Source organism: uncultured Duncaniella sp., assembly GCF_910578445.1.
GTDB lineage: Bacteria > Bacteroidota > Bacteroidia > Bacteroidales > Muribaculaceae > Duncaniella.
Map to the genome: position 1 here is coordinate 95869 of NZ_CAJTQC010000005.1, position 16664 is coordinate 112532.

The 16664-nt window shown below is 50.5% G+C and carries 10 protein-coding genes; 5 read left to right on the forward strand and 5 right to left on the reverse strand.

The window, feature by feature from the left end; genetic code table 11:
* Positions 1–40: 40 nt before the first annotated feature.
* From QZ311_RS04115 to QZ311_RS04135, 5 genes are all read right to left on the reverse strand, one after another.
* Entirely contained in the window at positions 41–1492 is a 1452-nt protein-coding gene (locus tag QZ311_RS04115) for a M6 family metalloprotease domain-containing protein (protein ID WP_297064330.1), read from the reverse strand.
* A 28-nt stretch (positions 1493–1520) separates the two neighbouring features.
* A complete protein-coding gene (locus QZ311_RS04120; protein ID WP_297064334.1) occupies positions 1521–2435 on the reverse strand; it encodes a T9SS type A sorting domain-containing protein in 915 nt (304 codons plus the stop codon).
* A gap of 115 nt (positions 2436–2550) precedes the next feature.
* Positions 2551–4317: a RagB/SusD family nutrient uptake outer membrane protein gene (locus QZ311_RS04125; RefSeq protein WP_297064337.1), complete on the reverse strand. Its 1767-nt coding sequence runs from the start codon at positions 4315–4317 to the stop codon at positions 2551–2553.
* 67 nt (positions 4318–4384) lie between these two features.
* Positions 4385–7444 carry a TonB-dependent receptor gene (locus QZ311_RS04130; protein ID WP_297064340.1) on the reverse strand — a complete coding sequence of 1020 codons (3060 nt, stop codon included), beginning with the start codon at positions 7442–7444 and terminating at the stop codon, positions 4385–4387.
* Between the two features lie 35 nt (positions 7445–7479).
* The gene (locus tag QZ311_RS04135) at positions 7480–10095 is read right to left on the reverse strand and encodes a zinc-dependent metalloprotease (protein ID WP_297064345.1); all 2616 of its coding nucleotides are present in this window, start codon (positions 10093–10095) and stop codon (positions 7480–7482) included.
* A 333-nt stretch (positions 10096–10428) separates the two neighbouring features.
* On the opposite strand from QZ311_RS04135, the gene QZ311_RS04140 reads away from it, so the two are divergent.
* The 5 genes from QZ311_RS04140 to QZ311_RS04160 all read left to right on the forward strand — a co-directional run bounded on the left by QZ311_RS04140 (position 10429) and on the right by QZ311_RS04160 (position 16562).
* Positions 10429–12456 carry a TonB-dependent receptor gene (locus tag QZ311_RS04140; RefSeq protein WP_297064349.1) on the forward strand — a complete coding sequence of 676 codons (2028 nt, stop codon included), beginning with the start codon at positions 10429–10431 and terminating at the stop codon, positions 12454–12456.
* A 38-nt stretch (positions 12457–12494) separates the two neighbouring features.
* On the forward strand, positions 12495–12827 hold the full coding sequence (locus QZ311_RS04145; RefSeq protein WP_297064354.1) for a heavy metal-associated domain-containing protein: 333 nt from the start codon (positions 12495–12497) through the stop codon (positions 12825–12827).
* Between the two features lie 76 nt (positions 12828–12903).
* Positions 12904–14490 carry a glycoside hydrolase family 43 protein gene (locus QZ311_RS04150; RefSeq protein ID WP_297064357.1) on the forward strand — a complete coding sequence of 529 codons (1587 nt, stop codon included), beginning with the start codon at positions 12904–12906 and terminating at the stop codon, positions 14488–14490.
* Positions 14491–14507: 17 nt separating this feature from the next.
* Positions 14508–15944: a sialate O-acetylesterase gene (locus tag QZ311_RS04155; RefSeq protein ID WP_297064359.1), complete on the forward strand. Its 1437-nt coding sequence runs from the start codon at positions 14508–14510 to the stop codon at positions 15942–15944.
* 18 nt (positions 15945–15962) lie between these two features.
* Entirely contained in the window at positions 15963–16562 is a 600-nt protein-coding gene (locus QZ311_RS04160; RefSeq protein ID WP_297064362.1) for a nitroreductase family protein, read from the forward strand.
* The last annotated feature ends 102 nt before the right edge of the window (positions 16563–16664 follow it).

A 16664-nucleotide genomic window follows, 5' to 3' on the forward strand; every position in this document is an offset into this window, starting at 1 on the left:
ATTTTTTGTATAAGCTAAAAACCGGAACGAATTCCGACTACTATTTCAGGAACTTAAGTGTAGCAACCTTGCCACCGTCATACGTCGCGCGGGCAAAATACAATCCGGCCGGCAAACGGTCAACACTCACAGATGTCACATCGACACTGACCACACAGATTCCTGCCGCATTGAAAATCTCGACACGGCGCGCATCGGGAGCTGAAATGACAGATGTCAGACGGTCATACACCGGAAGATTGCCATCAGCCACTATGTCAGAGATAGCACTGCTCTCAAAGTTAAGCGTAAATTCAATCCCCTCATCAGTGGTCACCACATCAGTGATTGAAAACGGCGCACGCGTGCCATCAGCATAAAAAGGATAGTCCGCATCGCCTTCCGCACCAAACGAAGTGCGTCCCGTCGTCTCACCCAATGGAGCTTTCGCTATAGTCCCGGCCTTTTCCGGAGAACCACCCGGACGGAACACATACATCTCAAACTTGCTCGCGTTCAGATTTCCCTCGCGCGATGGATCAATCCTGTAGACAAGCATACCGGCATAAGGCAACGACCTGTCCCAGCGTGTAGACTTGTCACGGTATTCAACCATGAAATACTCGCTTTTCGAGGCATCAGGCACAATCTTGAAAGTCACATCCTCCGGACTGTCAGAATCAAGAGGTCTGAGCATGTAGCGCCCCGATTCGCTGATTTCCGTGACGCGCGGAATCCAGTTGCCATAGAAACGGCCATATGTCTGACGGATATACGCGCTGAGACCTTGCGGCACTTTCTGATTGTCGCTCATCAGATCCCAGATGCCCACAGGCTCAAGCTTGCCATTGCTATAAAGGTCGAAAGCATTGAGAGTGTGCATCATCTCGTGACACAACACACCCGTGTTCAGTTCCTGAGGCTCAAGAGCCTTATATCCGTTGGCTTTGTCGAACACCTTGAGATAATAACCGACCTTTTTGCCGTGGATGGTCGGCGACGTCCACAGACACGGCTGGTTTGAAGGCCACAGATTATAATTAGCTGAGATTTCAGAGTTTCCGTTGATAATAACCGTAAAATTATCAATCTTGCCGTCACCGTCGCAGTCAATCTCCGCATCCTCAGGGACCGACGACTCGACATATTTGCATAGCGCATCGAGCATTGTCTGCTCGCGCAAGGAGGCCACGACATAGTTGTCATAGCCGTCAGGGTTGATGGAACTCTGTTTGCAATAATAGTTGCGCGGATGACTGTCGACATAGACAAGCGGGACAATCACGGAATTCCACTCCATTGCTCCATAGCTCATGTCCGAAAAATAATTGCGAACCGAATTCGCATCCTTGCCGCTGTCATTGAACATCGCCTCATAATAGTCCTGCGTGTGCTGCCATTCGGCCTCCTCCTGATCGGCGAACTTGACAAAACAAACCACGTTCGCCATCTTTCGGACGGCAAACGTGGGTAGTCCAACGAGCAGCGACAGTGAGAGAAGTAACTGTCTCATGACTCTTTGATATTAAAAGATTGTGTTATTAGCGTATGATCTTGATGGTGGCGATACCGCAGTCGGCTGTAGCCTTGACCACATAAGCGCCAGAAGCAAGATGTCCGATGGCGAGCGACGCACCATTGCCCATAGCGACGCGTGCGCCTGAAAGCGCGTACACTTCGATAGTGGCATCGGCCGATGCGTTGACATTCTCACCGTCGAATGTCAGGTTGAGACCACCGTCGGCAATCACGTCAGAAATACCGGCAGAGCTGTCATTTGTATAAGTACGGACCTTGATGCCCTGAACATAGAGATTGCGCTTGGTATTGTTTCTCACAAGAGCGGTAACCTTCTCACCGATGGCGCTTGCAAGAGAAAGATTTGTATTCTGGTTGCTTATATCCTGAATATTATCCCACTGATACTGGGTTTTGGTTGAAAGCGGTCTGTTGATGAATGCAAGCTTCATATATGTAGTGATGGTAGCACAGTCAATCGACTCCACCCAGCCCTTTGCACCAAGGAGACCAACGCACATGGGGGCAGTCTCGGTCGACAGGAAAAGGTCGAATTCAGCGCAGTCGGGGAGCTGAAGAAGAATGCCGCCGCCATTAGGCGAATCAGAACCATTTGTTGAAGAACCGCCGGGAATGATGATAGCTCCGACCTTCGCACCTTCACCGCCAAGCTCACCGGCCTCATTCCAGCCTATAGCCGTGGGATCGCATTCGGGCTCGGCATACTGTCCCTCGCTGTTCTCAAATGTAGCAGACTGAAGCTGTATCTTATACTTGTTTCCCCAGCCGACATACTTGTCAATCTTTTCCTGAGTGTCAAACCAGAGCCAGCCATTAGCATCCACATCAACTGCATCGAAATAGTTGAATGTCTCCTGAGCAGAAGCCGATGTCATACATGCAGCGCAAAGAGCTGCCGAGAGTAAAAATTTCTTCATGTAATAAATTTTTATAAATGATGAATTGTTAAAGGTCGGCGGGATAGAAGCCTTATCAGCCTCCAATCCCGCAAACCAGAATATTTTTATCCGATTAAAAGACCCTTGAGGTCAATTACATTTCCACCCATTCAGGATTCTGTTCAATCCCGTGGTAACGCACATCGTCCCAGTCAAGCGGCCAGTAATACTGACGTGCACGGAAATATCTCACCACAGTGTTACGTCCGTTGACCACCGGATTGGTCATTTTCCGACTGCCATCGGCTTTAACCACAATCTTCACCCCATAAAGCGGATTGGTAGTACCTGTCATCCTTTCCTCGGCGATGTTATAGCGAATCAAATCCCAGTAGGTGGTCTTTTCAAATGCCATCTCGACACGGCGCTCATTGAAAATGTCATCCCATGTCACCGCTTGCAGCTCAGGCATCTTAACCCGTCGGCGAATCTGATTGACCTTGTCAAGAGCAGCGGCCGTGCGTCCCTTCTTGAAATCAATCTCGGCCATGTCAAGCAGCAGCTCGGCATAGCGCCAGATGATGCAGTTCTGAGAGCTGGCATAAGTATTATCCGTGTCAATGCTCTGACGTTCGTTAAGGAACTTGGCCATGTAGTAGCCCGTGCGCGACACTGAAGCGGTGGTCGATGTTCCGTAGGGTGTCAGGTCTTCTCCGGCAACATCTTTTCCGTCAATAGTCGTGTAGTGGAGATCCATTGTGTGGCCGCGCCATTCAGCACCGTCATAGAGCACATTTGCATAGAAACGGTAGTCACGTCCTTCATATGGATTATTCTTGTCGTAGCCTGAATCCGGATCAGTAATTGCAAGGCCGTTGGCCATGCGGTATTCATCGACGTGGTTCTGCGTCGGGTTATAGGCTGCAGTCGTAGCGCCAAACGAGGGTGCGGAAGCCTCGCGGTCAAGCTTATGACCGTTGGCGTTTGAGAAATTGCCGTCGTCGGCATGCTGCACTTCCCATATCGACTCTTCCGAATTCTTTGTCAGGAATATGTTGCGGTAGCCTGCCACCACTTCATCCTTGGTAGTCCCGGCAATCTCGACAAGACGGTAGACTCCGAGCTTCATCACACGCTCATAGTTATATGCCGCCGAATCAAGCATCTCGGCCGAGCGGTCGTTGAGAAATCCGAGATAATCCTTCTCACAGTTCTGATAGTGCTCACCGGCCGCCCAGAAGAATGTCTTGCCTTTGAGCATCAGAGCCGTTCCACGAGTGGGACGTCCGACATTGTCCGACGCGTTTGTCACTTCAAGGAGCGATGCGGCAAGCTCAGCCTCGTCAGCGATAAAACGGACCATCTCTTCGTATGACGCACGCGGGAATTTGACAGGATTCTTAAGAGGATTATACGGTTCTTTTATAAGAAGCACGCCACCATACATACGCAGCATGGTGTAATAGTAATAAGCGCGGAAGAAATGCGCCTCGCCCAATACTCTCTGCCGTATGCTTTCGGGCAGACGGCTTTCATTTTCAAGCAGAGTATTGATGGAGGAAATCTGGGTGTAATACTTGAACCATTCCGTACGGCCACGCGTAGTGATGTCCTGCTGCGAGCTTTTCAGAATGTTGCCATAGTCACCCTGATACCAGTCACTGCGGCCAACAGTGAGCTGGTCGCCATACCACGGCTCATACTCGTAGCCAAGACCTTTCATCAGAGTCGTGACATAGGTTCGGAAGCCGTTGTCCATGTTTCTGTACCACGGGAGAACATATTCGTCAAGAAGCCGCTCGTTTTCCCAGATGACTTCCTCTGACAGCTTGTCGTTAGGAGCGTCACGAAAAATGTCATCACACGACACAAGCGTGACAGGCAGAAAGAGAAGTCCTATTATATATTTCGTTATTTTCATATAAATCAGAGAGTTTTCCTTTGATTATAGTCGATATTAATTATCCTGAATGACACTCTAAACCGAATCAGAAGCCGAAATTCACTGTCAGGCCATATGTGCGCTGAAGCGGATAGCCTCTGAGCGACTCAGGATCCATGTTATGGAGCGAAGAAACGGTAAACAGGTTACCGCCCTGAAGAGCGATGTCGAGCGTCGAGATATGAGCCTTGCTGAGCATCTTCGACGGGAAACGGTAGCCGAGAGTCAGAGCCTTGAGACGAAGGAAGTTGCATTTCTTCACCCAGAACGTACTTTCAAGACGGTTGTTGTCGGACGACGATGAGAATTTCACGCGCGGATATTCGGCATGCGGATTCTCGGGAGTCCATGTGTTGGTATAGTGATAGTCCTGAAAGCGCTGCAGCGAACGGTTTTCAAGCGTATATAGCTCGCTGATGAGCTGATTGTAGCCTGCAACTCCCTGAAACTGTGCATTCACATAGATTCCTTTCCACTCAGCTCCGAGGCCGATACCGAAATTCAAATCGGGGAGCGCAGAGGTCTTGACATATATTCGGTCGTTGCGTGTGAGCACTCCGTCGCCATCCTGATCCAGATACTTGATATCGCCGGGGGCAAGCGTCGTGTTACCGAAACCGTCCTGATCGACAGGCCATTCGGCAATCTCCTCATAGCTCTGGAACAGACCTGCCGCCTCATATATGGCTCTTGACGAATAGCTCTTGCCCTTGCGGCGCAGATTGGGCAGATAGGCCGATTCATCGCCATAGTCGATGACCTCATCGGTCGCGCGCGACAGATTGACTGACACGTTGTAGCGGAAATCACCGATGGTGTTGAGATGTTTCAGTGAAATATCCCAACCGCGATAGAGCACCTCACCGATGTTGACCTTGGGCACTGAACCGCCTGTGCCGACAGACGGCGGGAAAAGATAGGCTGGAGCATCCATGACCATGTTCGAGCGACGACGCTCGAAATACTCGCCGGTTATCGAGAACCGGTTGTTCCAGAAACCGAGGTCAACACCTATATTGAAATCTTTCGATTTACCCCACTCGAGATCCGGATTAGGATATGAACCTGACTCGGTCATGATGCCGGGTCCGAATATTCCGCCGATAGGATAGCCACCGTTTATTGAGAATATGTATTTACGGAGATAATCATAGTCGGCGGCATTACCGTCGTCGCCAAGTATACCGTATGAACCTCGCAGTTTGGCAAACGACATCACTTCCGGGGAAACATTCTTGAAGAACGGCTCGTTTGAAACAACCCACGAAGCCGAGACTGTCGGGAAAAATCCCCAGCGGTTTTCAGGAGCGAAGCGTGTTGAACCGTCGACACGGAAACTGAATTCGGCAAAATAGCGAGAATCATAGCCATAAGTGGCACGGCCTACGAGCGATGCACGCTCGCTGTAGTATTCATTTCCCGAAAGAAACGCGTTTGATGTGCTGCCGATGACTTCAGGGAATTCTCCCGGCATGTCGTCGTTGCGTCCGGTAAGATACTTGTTGTGATAGTCCTGATAGTTGACAACTGCCAGACCTGTCACCGAATGCTTGCCGCCGAACGTATGGTCATAGCTGATACCGGCTTCGATAAGCTTGTTATTGATGGTCTGATGGCGGTCTTCCATCTTTATTTTTGCTTTCGGATAGACGGTATTGGGGTCTACGGTAGTAGCTCCGGTCTCCTGATCATAGAGATAGAGGGCAACCGGTTTGGTAAACTGTGTGGTGTTCTGATGGTTAAGATCGATAGTCCCTTTGAGATATACCTGCAGTCCGTCAACCTTCGGAATCGAATAGCGCAGCACTGCGTTGACTGTATGGTAGTCAGTGTTGACCTTATTGTAGCCACCGTTGCCATAGACATTGATAAGCGGGTTCGACCCGTCAATGCTGGCAAGACGGCCATCGGTAAACGTCAATACCTGAAGAGGCGAGAAACTGTAGGCAGCATCAATGGTGGTGTAGCTCGAATTCTTGTTTTCCGATACAGAACCGGTAAGGTCGACCGAAAAAGTCAGCCCTTTGAAAAGGTCAGCGTCGAGTTTTGCCGAATAATTATATCGGTCACGGCTGACATTGGAATAAAGGCCTTTGTTACGCGTGTAACCGCCCGACACAAAATAACGCACGCTTTTCGAGCCTCCCGATACCGAAAGTGAGTAGCGCTGCGAATTTCCCCACTTGTTAAGGTAGTCGAGCATATTTGAATTTCCGTAGATATTCGGGTCTGAATCAAGGAGCGAGAGGTCATAGGGTTTGTATATGGAGCTTCCTGTGTTTTCGACCGCACGGTTATAGAGCTCGGCAAACTTATAGCTGTCAAGAAATTCAGGAAGATAGGTAGCTTCCTGAAGGTTGAACTGACCGCGGAAATTGACACGCGCACGTCCGGTATCCTGTCCGCGTTTGGTCTGGACGAGGATGACACCGTTGGCAGCTCGCGCACCATAGACAGCGGCGGCAGCGGCATCCTTAAGAATCGAGATGCTCTGGATATCGTCAGGGTTAAGGTCACTAAGACGCATTTCGCCATCCGAAGTGTTGGTTCCCAGACGGGGGACACCGTCAATTACGAGAAGCGGGTTTCCTGTATTGCCGCGTATGCTCATCGTAGCCTCCTTGGCCGATGACGGGTCGCCTGTTGTGTTCATCACACCAAGGCCTGCCACCTGACCGGCAAGAGTCTGGTCAACGTTCATTGCGGGAATACGTATAAGCTCATCACCCGAGATAGTCTCCACCGATGAAGTCAGCGATTGTTTCTTGGCAGTACCATAGCCGATGACAACCACCTCATCCATCACATTGGAATTCACCTCCATTTTGGTGACAATATTGTTCTGGTCAGGTCCAACCTCGACAGAGACAGTTTTATATCCGATATATGAAATAGTAAGTGTCACCTTACCGCCGGTCTTTACAGCCACGGTGTACTGTCCTTCGACATCGGTAGCTGTCACCTGTGTCGTTCCTTCAACTTTTACAGTAGCCCCGATAAGACCTTCGTCGTTCTCATCAACCACCTTGCCTGTCAGAGGCCGGGTCTGCGCCGACAGAACCACAGTGGAAATAGCGAGCATTATGCCCAATAGGTATAATCGCATGTTACAGAAATGTAAGAAAGTGGTTTTACGTATATTTAGTCGTTTTTAAGAAGCTTGCCTATTGCAAGAATCTGATAGTCATAGAAATCACGTGTGTCCGCATCAGGAGCTGAGACACGCTTCGTCTTATAGAGGTTCATGATTTCCTTGAGGCGTGCGGTCATCATGGGCTGCATCTCAGTGAGCGGCAGTGCGGTCTGGTTGAGAAGGATTCTCAGGAACGAGCGGGCTTCGTCGGGATCGGCCGCTGTCTCAAGATGAGCGAGGCCACATGGAAGCTGCGGCACAGTGCTTTCCGCAAGGGTCATGGCAAATTCGTCGACTATCGAAAGTGACTTTGATGAAGACGCTTTCTGTTCCTTGGGTTTGAGACCTGAATAGTTGGTCATAACGCCGATTGCCGAAGCCTGAAGGTTGCGTTCGGTCGCATCAAGCGCCTTACCCTTATATGTCGCCTCGAAAATCGAACGAATTGCATCGTCCATATAGTCGCGAAGCTTATAATTGTTGACAGGGTCAAGTCGGCCACCCTCCTTTATGCGCTGCAGATTGGTCGAGATGAGCAGACAAGCCACGATGTTGCGCTGCATTTTCTCTTTCCATTCATAAGGCTCTTCCCATTTGGCCATGAGGCTCGGAGGAGTGAGCCAGTCGCATGTGCGAGCCTGATTGAGAAGCCATTTCATAGCCTCGCGCTGACGCGCCTTTGGAATGAAGTTACGGGCATCGCCATCGTTCATGCCCTGACGGATTTCCTTGAACTCAACACCGCCTATGTAGGGGTAGACATGTCCGACATGACGGAGATACTGGCTGACAACAGCCTTATACATGTCACTGAGCGACTCGTAGTGCTCGCCCTTATCACCTGCCCAGTCCTCGAAGTTATCCATGATAATCTTCAGGTTGGAAATCGACATGTCACCTGCCTTCAGGTGGTCATTGCCGAGGTCTTCGGTCTGGTCGGTCGGGTCGATGAGTCCGAGGAACTGCTGCGCACCGAACTCATACATTTTGTCGCCGTCCTTCTCTCTGATCCATTTTTCGAGAGTCGGCTTCTCGTCCTCCATAGTCTTTGCGCCGGGAATAAGACGGTAGCCCCAGTTGATGGCATGGATATCATAGACTCCGACAGGGGGAGGCGTGAGACGGACACCACGCTCAAAGTCACCGGGCTGAGCCACGAAATTGTTTCGGGCATAGTCCATGATGGAGGGAGTAGTGCCGTGTTTCTGAGTGAACTCCGGGTCACGGAGATTGTCGAGGGTAAACGAATGGGAAGCTCCCATGTTGTGCATGAGACCAAGACAGTGGCCGATTTCGTGGGCGGCGACATAGGTCAGCGATTCATACATGACCGAATCGGCAAACACTTTTGTGCGGACACGCGGATCGACAGCCGCTGTCTGTGTGAAACGCCAGTTGTGGACAAGTTCAAGGATGTTGTGATACCAGATGACATCAGCGCCGAGAATCTCACCTGTGCGTGGGTCGGTGTACGACGGTCCCATGGCGTTGGCAGTAGGCGTCACGCAATAGCGCACACATGAATAGCGAATGTCGTCCGGGTCGAAATCGGGGTCGTCGACAGGATAGTCACGTGCTTCTATCGCATTCTTGAAACCGGCAGCCTCGAAAGCTGTGTTCCAGTACTCGATACCCTCCTTGACCGCACCACGCCATTTTTCCGGGAAAGCCGAGTCCACGTAAAAGACAATCTTCTTCTTCGGCTCGACAAGCTTGCCTGCAAAGTAGGCCTCACGGTCCTCATCGCGCGGTTCAAGTCTGTGGCGGGTTATGATTTCATAGGGCTTCGCACCGTCCATCGAGGATGAATACTTGTTTTTCAGTTCTGAAAAGTAGCCCACACGGTTGTCATGGATGCGCATTGCCATCGGCTCATCGGGAAGACGAACAATCGAACGCGACATAACCACAGTGTAGGGCTGGGTCGCAGTCGAAGTGGTGTAGGCCAGACGGCTCTTTATCTCGACATTTTCAGGGAATGATTTCACCGACACGACCGACGAACCGTCGGCATAGAAAGTGCCCTTTATTCCCTCCTTGCCTCCAAGGAGTTTGGCAAGCGGATTGGCCTCCTTGATGGGAGAAATAACCTTCTCATTGCCTCCGAAAAATGAAGTGACGTCGATGAACACTCCGGTTTTATTCTTATTGGCAATCTTGAATGCCTTAAGTACGGGATCGACGAAGTTTCTGTCAAACGAGACCTTTATCGGATCATCTGCCGGAACTTCCGAAGCCGTCTGCATGAGATGAAGATAGACATTGTTGTCATCGCGCGTGAATCTGATGAGCATCGGATTGCAGGCCATCTGTCCGGCCACATAGTCCTTGGTGGTGGAAAGGCTGTTGACGCGGTTCACCAGAAGATATGTATGGTCAAGCACACTGTCGGGTAGTTCAAACCACAGTTTGTTTTTCTTATCCAAATAAGTATTGAACATACCCTTGCAAACCTTGGCGTCCTTCAAATTTTTCATGAAATCCGCACTATCCTTAGCCGTTCCTGACAACTCCACTTTGGGCAAAGTGACCTTTTTGGATTTTGCGGACATTTCCTGAGGCGTTAATATGCCACACAACATGGGCGCAACGAGAGGAATAAGCGCGATAATACGTCTTTTCATACAATTTATTGTTAGCTTTGATACAAGTTTTATTTGCAAAATGAATTCATATGAAATACCCGAAAGTAACCCTTTCGGGTCGTTACTACATTCATATATTTTTGCAAAGATACTTAGATTATAAGATTTGTCACATTCAAGACGGTTAAACAACGTTAAAATTCGACATTCTGATGGAAATTTGCTACTAATTAACCATTCATAATCATTATTTATCAAAAAAATATTTTACAATTGTTCCATATGATAATAATCATATCGTTTATGATTGCAGGACAAAAGTCCTTAACTCCGGGATTTTTCGTAAATTCGCAATAAATTTCGCAAAAATCAATGAACAGAATATTAAAAACCATCTTTTTATTCACCTCTTTTACAGCCTCATTACACTGCCAATCCACAACTTTAACCGAAGAACCTGACTCACTCGGACTTGAATTACAGGAAGTGGTCATATCCGAACGACGCACTCTTGGCAAACTGCGTGGACGCGCGACAAACACGGAAGTAATCTCGGCTTCCGACCTCAAACGGGCCGCCTGCTGCAATCTTGGAGAAAGTTTCACGACAAATCCGTCTGTCGATGTCAGCTACAACGACGCTGCCACCGGAGCACGCCAGATCAAACTGCTCGGATTGTCGGGCAGCTACGTCCAGATGCTCACTGAGAACATTCCCAACTTCCGCGGTGCTGCCGGACCGTTAGGGCTCGGATATATCGCCGGACCTTGGATGCAGTCGATTCAGGTATCGAAAGGCGCAAGCTCAGTCAAAAACGGCTATGAGTCAATCACAGGCCAGATAAACATCGAGATGAAGAAACCTCAGCTCGACCCGAGCCTCGCTGTCAACGTCTATGCCGACCATATGGGAAAACTCGAAGGAAATTTTGACGGAAACATACATCTCGGCGACAAATGGAGCACCGGCATACTCCTCCACGGAGAAAACTTATTCAAGACTCATGACGAAAACGACGACGGTTTTGCCGATTCACCGCGCCTGCGGCAGTTTGCCGGAATGAACCGATGGGCATATCTCGGAACAAGCTATGTGTTTCAGGCAGCTGTCAAATATCTTGACGAAAGGCGAAAAAGCGGACAGATAGCCCACGGTCAGCACTACACCGATCCGTATGTTATCGACATCACGACACGCCGTGTGGAAGCCTTCACAAAAAACGCCTATATCTTCGACCGTGACAATGACGGCAACGTGGCCATGATAGCCTCTATGAGCTTCCACGACCAGAATGCCGGTTACGGACGCAAGCTCTACGATGTCATCCAGCGCGAAGCATACGTATCGGCCATGTTCGAACGAAAATGGAACGACCTCCACTCGCTCTCCACAGGCCTCAGCATGGTCTACGACAATTACCGCCAGCACCTGCGCGCCTCAAACGCTCCGGACGCCGAGACCGCCGACATCAACAGTCATGAAATGACCTCAGGCGCTTACGGACAATATACGCTCAACATCGACAACAGACTGATAGCCATGGCCGGAATGCGCGGAGACTACAGTTCGCGCTACGGCTGGATGTTCACCCCGCGTCTGCATGTCCGCTACAATATCATGGATCCGCTCTCGCTACAGCTTTCGGCCGGACGCGGCTACCGCTCGCCTCAACCGCTTGCCGAGTATCACTACATGCTTGCCTCATCGCGCTCACTCATCATCGAAGATAATCTCCGTCAGGAGAGCGCATGGAATTTCGGGGCAGGCGTGACCTCGTCACTGCGTCTTTTCGGCCGTTCGCTCAGCCTCTCGGGTGAATATTACTACACCCGCTTCACCGACCAACTTCTGCTCGACCTCGACACAGACCCGCATGCAGCCATAATCGGCAATCTCGGAGGCCGTTCTTATTCACATACGTTTCAGATTGAAGCAAGCTACAACATTCTCTCCGACCTTAACTTCTCGGCAGCCTACCGTCTGACAGACGTGCAGGCAAACTACGGCGACGGCATGCGCCAAAAACCGCTGACCTCACGCAACAAGGGACTTCTGACACTCGGCTACACTCCGAACATGGGGCTATGGCAGCTCGACATCACCTGCGCACTAAACGGAAAGGGACGGAATCCCGAACCATACACTACAGCCGACGGCTCTCTGTCGTGGGAGAAATATTACCATCCCTATGCACAGCTCAATGCACAGCTCACACGCAATTTCCGCCACTGGAGCATCTATGTCGGAGGCGAAAACCTGACAGGCTACCGGCAGAAACGCCCGATTATCGACGCAGCCAATCCTTGGGGGCCGAATTTCGACGCTACAATGGTCCATGCCCCAATCCACGGAGCTATGGTCTATGCCGGTTTCCGATATAATTTCACAAAATTTCTATAATAACACCTAAAATATAAACAAATTCATAAATCATTCTCATGAAACGAATCCTCTCATTAGCCCTGATGCTCGTATCACTCGCAGTAATCGCCGGCGCAAAAGCTCCGGCCGACACGACAGTAATCTTCAATGTGATGCCTAAAATGTCATGCCAGAACTGCGAAAACAAAATCAAATCAAACCTGCGTTTCGAAAAAGGCATCAAATCTATCGAAACATCTCTGGACAACCAGACTGTAAAGGTGGCTTTCAACCCAAAGAAAACCAATGTCGAAAACATTCAGAAGGGTTTCAAGAAAATAGGCTATGCAGCCACCCTCATCCCTGAATGCGAAGACGGCCGGAAGGAAGAAAACAAGACTGTCAAATAGCATAACCATTACAGCCGATAAGCCATAGGCCGGTCGGCTATAACAACTTCTTACCTGACATCAAAACCTATTTCCCATGAATAAATCACAAAAATTCCTCACAAGCCTGCTCCTGACCTCCGGCTGGCTCACAATAAACGCCGACGGCTACCGAAACCCGATAATACCCGGCTTCCACCCGGACCCATCGGTCGTGGCTGTCGGCGACGATTTCTATCTCGTCAACTCATCTTTCTGTTATTTTCCCGGCGTACCTATATTCCAGAGCAAAGACCTCGTCAACTGGCAACAGATAGGTCACGTGCTTGACAGAGAGAGCCAACTCAATCTAAAAGGCGCGAATGTATGGGGTGGAATCTACGCACCCACAATACGCTACGACAATGGCCGCTTCTACATGATAACGACCAATGTATCCAACAAAGGCAATTTCCTTGTCCACACCACCGATCCGTCAAAAGGCTGGAGCGATCCTGTATGGCTGGCGCAGGGAGGCATCGACCCGTCGCTCTATTTCGAGGACGGCAGATGTTACATGGTCAGCAACCCCGATGTAGGGATATGGCTCTGTGAGATAGACCCGCTCACAGGCCGTCAGCTTACCGAAAGTAAAAGGATATGGGACGGCACAGGTGGCCGCCATCCTGAAGCGCCTCACATCTACAAAAAAGATGGGTGGTATTACCTCCTCATTGCGGAGGGAGGTACAGAAATGGGGCACAGCGTTACTATTGCCCGCAGCCGTAACATCGACGGACCTTACACGCCAAATCCTTCCAACCCGATACTATGCCATTTCAACCGAGAGGCTCAATATAACCCCATACAAGGAACAGGACACGCCGACCTCGTCCAAGCCTCCGATGGCTCATGGTGGCTCGTCTGTCTTGCTTTCAGGCAACAAAACGGCGCACACCATCTGCTTGGGCGCGAAACATACCTCGCCCCTGTGAGATGGGACAAGGACGCATGGCCGGTGGTCAACGGAAATGGCACTATCGGACTGGAAATGGACGTGGCCACTCTACCCCTCTCACCCGTCAGCCAAAAGCCACAGCGCGATGATTTCACATCACCGACACTCGGACACGAATGGGTGTGGCTACGAAATCCCGACATGACCAATTACCGCCTTGCCGACGGCACTCTTCATATCAAAGCCACCGATGTGACACTCGACGACGGCAACGCGTCGCCATCAATGGTGCTCCGCCGACAGCAACACATCAGTTTCACCGCATCAACCGAGGTATCGCTCAAAGATGCCACGCCCGGAATGGAAGCCGGTCTGACCGTCTACGCATCCGAGCCGTCGCACTATGACCTCTATCTCACACGCACTGCCGACGGCCACAGGGCTATTGCTCTCCGCTACCGGCTCAACGAGCTGACACATGTGGAGAAAACCATTCCTCTATCCGAAAGAGATTCAAAAGTGGAACTACGCGTTGAGGGTAAGCCAAGCGCCTACACCTTCTTCTATTCACTTGACGGAGGCAAAACATTTGAAAAAATCGCTTCGATGAACACACGCTATCTATCCACCGAGACAGCCGGAGGTTTCACAGGCACATTCATCGGTCTTTTCGCAACATCGCCCGATGGCAATGGCGAGGCCGGATTCAACCACTTTGATTATATTCCGGAACAAACCAATCAATAAAACATAAGTACCAAGAAATGAAGACACAAATCATCACACTTGCCGTCATTTTAAGCACCGTGGGTTTTGAGACTAAAGCCAAAGTCCGCCCTGCGTCTATGATTACAGACAATATGGTGCTACAACAGAACGCCAACGCCCGCATATACGGCACTGCCGATCCCGGCTCGACTGTCACCGTCACACCGTCGTGGGACGGCAAAGCCTACACCACCACAACCGACCGCACAGGCGAATGGTCGCTCGCCGTCAAGACTCCGGCAGGAAGTTTCACTCCCTACACCATCACTCTGTCCGACGGTGAACCGCTGACTATCAACAATGTCCTCATCGGTGAAGTATGGCTCGCATCGGGACAGTCAAACATGCAGATGCCGCTGAAGGGTTTCCCCGGCTGCTGCACACTTGGAGGTTACGACGAGATAGCCTCGGCATCAGACGAGGCCGGAAAGGTGAGATTTTTCACTGTACCGCTGACACAGAGCTACACTCCGCTCGACACTGTAGCTGCTTCATGGACTGTCCCTTCGCCGGATACAGCGCCTGAATACAGCGCGCTTGCATGGCATTTCGCTAAGCGGATGTCAGACGTACTCAACGTGCCTGTAGGAATCGTAAGCGCAGCCTACGGTGGTGCGAAAGTCGAAAGCTGGACTCCCCGCGACATGCTCGAAAAATATCCCGACGTGTCGCTCGACCCCAAGGACATCGAACCGATAGTCCACTACCACCGTCCGATGCTGATGTATAACGCCATGTTCAATCCGATAAAGAACTATACCTACAATGGTATAATCTGGTATCAGGGATGCTCTAACGTTGCAACCTACGACACCTATGCCGAGCGTCTGGCTGCTATGGTAAAGCGCTGGCGCGATGATATCGGCATCGGCGACATTCCATTCTATGCCGTAGAAATCGCTCCCTACGAGTATGGCGACCCCACAGAAAAGGGCAAAGCACCGTTGTTGCGCGAAGCGCAGTGGAAGGCCGTCGGTATGATTCCCAACAGCGCGATGATTTCGACGAATGACCTTGTAGAGCCATACGAACGCTTCAATATCCACCCTGCCGACAAAGCTGCCGTCGGCAAACGTCTGTGTGACCTCGCGCTAAACAAGACCTATGGTAAAAAGCAATTCCCTATAGAAAGTCCGCGCTACAAAAGCCACCGGTTCATGGATGGCGCAGCATGGGTGGCGATTGATTCGCCGTCGGACGGTATCTGCCGAAACTATATGATTGAAGGTTTTGAAGTTGCGGGAGCTGACCGGGTGTTCCATCCTGCCGACTCTGTGTGGCTTCACTGGCAGACAAACGAAATGGTTGTGTCAAGCAAAAATGTTCCCGATCCTGTCGCCGTGCGTTACGGATGGAGGGATTTCCTACCGGGAAATTTACACGCAGGCAACTATCTGCCATTGATTCCTTTCCGCACTGATGACTGGGAATAATCGAAAAAATACGTAACAATGGATAAAATCACCCTCGAATCCCTCAGGGAGCTTCTTAAAAGCGACCGCAGCTACCGTCGTTTTGACGAGTCGCGCCTTATTTCCGAATCGACACTGCATGAATTGGTCGGGTTGACACGATATTGTCCGTCAGCACGCAACCTTCAGCCCATCCGCTACCGCATGGTGACAGCCCCCGAAGAACGCGAAGCCATATTTCCCACTCTCAAATGGGCCGGATATCTCACTGACTGGGATGGCCCTGCTACGGGCGAACGGCCAAGTGCCTATCTCATACAGTGTCTCGACACGAGCCTTACGACCAATTGTCTTTGCGACGACGGACTGCAACTCGAAGCCATCACACTCGGTGCGGCAGCTTTGGGAATCCACGGCTGCATAATCAAGGCTTTCAATGCCCAAGAAATCATCTCGGCACTCCAACTCCCGGAGAAATACAAGCCTCTCTATGTCCTTGCCCTCGGCCATCCTGCCGAAACAGTGCGATTAACCGACACAGACGGCACTCATGACGCCGACATCCGCTACTACCGCACCCCCGACTCCACTCATGTAGTCCCCAAACGACCTACGGAAGAGCTGATAATCAATCCTTAAAGGCGGTCATTATTACAATTTATAACTTTTATCTGATTGAATCAAGGTCGATTCCTCAAATAGAGTCGACCCTTTCTTTTATTAAGAGGGTGTTTAATAACA

Coding starts and splice junctions, on each gene's coding strand:
- QZ311_RS04115 (WP_297064330.1), bottom strand. CDS start 1,492: ATGAGACAGTTACTTCTCTCACTGTCGCTGCTCGTTGGACTACCCACG.
- QZ311_RS04120 (WP_297064334.1), bottom strand. CDS start 2,435: ATGAAGAAATTTTTACTCTCGGCAGCTCTTTGCGCTGCATGTATGACA.
- QZ311_RS04125 (WP_297064337.1), bottom strand. CDS start 4,317: ATGAAAATAACGAAATATATAATAGGACTTCTCTTTCTGCCTGTCACG.
- QZ311_RS04130 (WP_297064340.1), bottom strand. CDS start 7,444: ATGCGATTATACCTATTGGGCATAATGCTCGCTATTTCCACTGTGGTT.
- QZ311_RS04135 (WP_297064345.1), bottom strand. CDS start 10,095: ATGAAAAGACGTATTATCGCGCTTATTCCTCTCGTTGCGCCCATGTTG.
- QZ311_RS04140 (WP_297064349.1), top strand. CDS start 10,429: ATGAACAGAATATTAAAAACCATCTTTTTATTCACCTCTTTTACAGCC.
- QZ311_RS04145 (WP_297064354.1), top strand. CDS start 12,495: ATGAAACGAATCCTCTCATTAGCCCTGATGCTCGTATCACTCGCAGTA.
- QZ311_RS04150 (WP_297064357.1), top strand. CDS start 12,904: ATGAATAAATCACAAAAATTCCTCACAAGCCTGCTCCTGACCTCCGGC.
- QZ311_RS04155 (WP_297064359.1), top strand. CDS start 14,508: ATGAAGACACAAATCATCACACTTGCCGTCATTTTAAGCACCGTGGGT.
- QZ311_RS04160 (WP_297064362.1), top strand. CDS start 15,963: ATGGATAAAATCACCCTCGAATCCCTCAGGGAGCTTCTTAAAAGCGAC.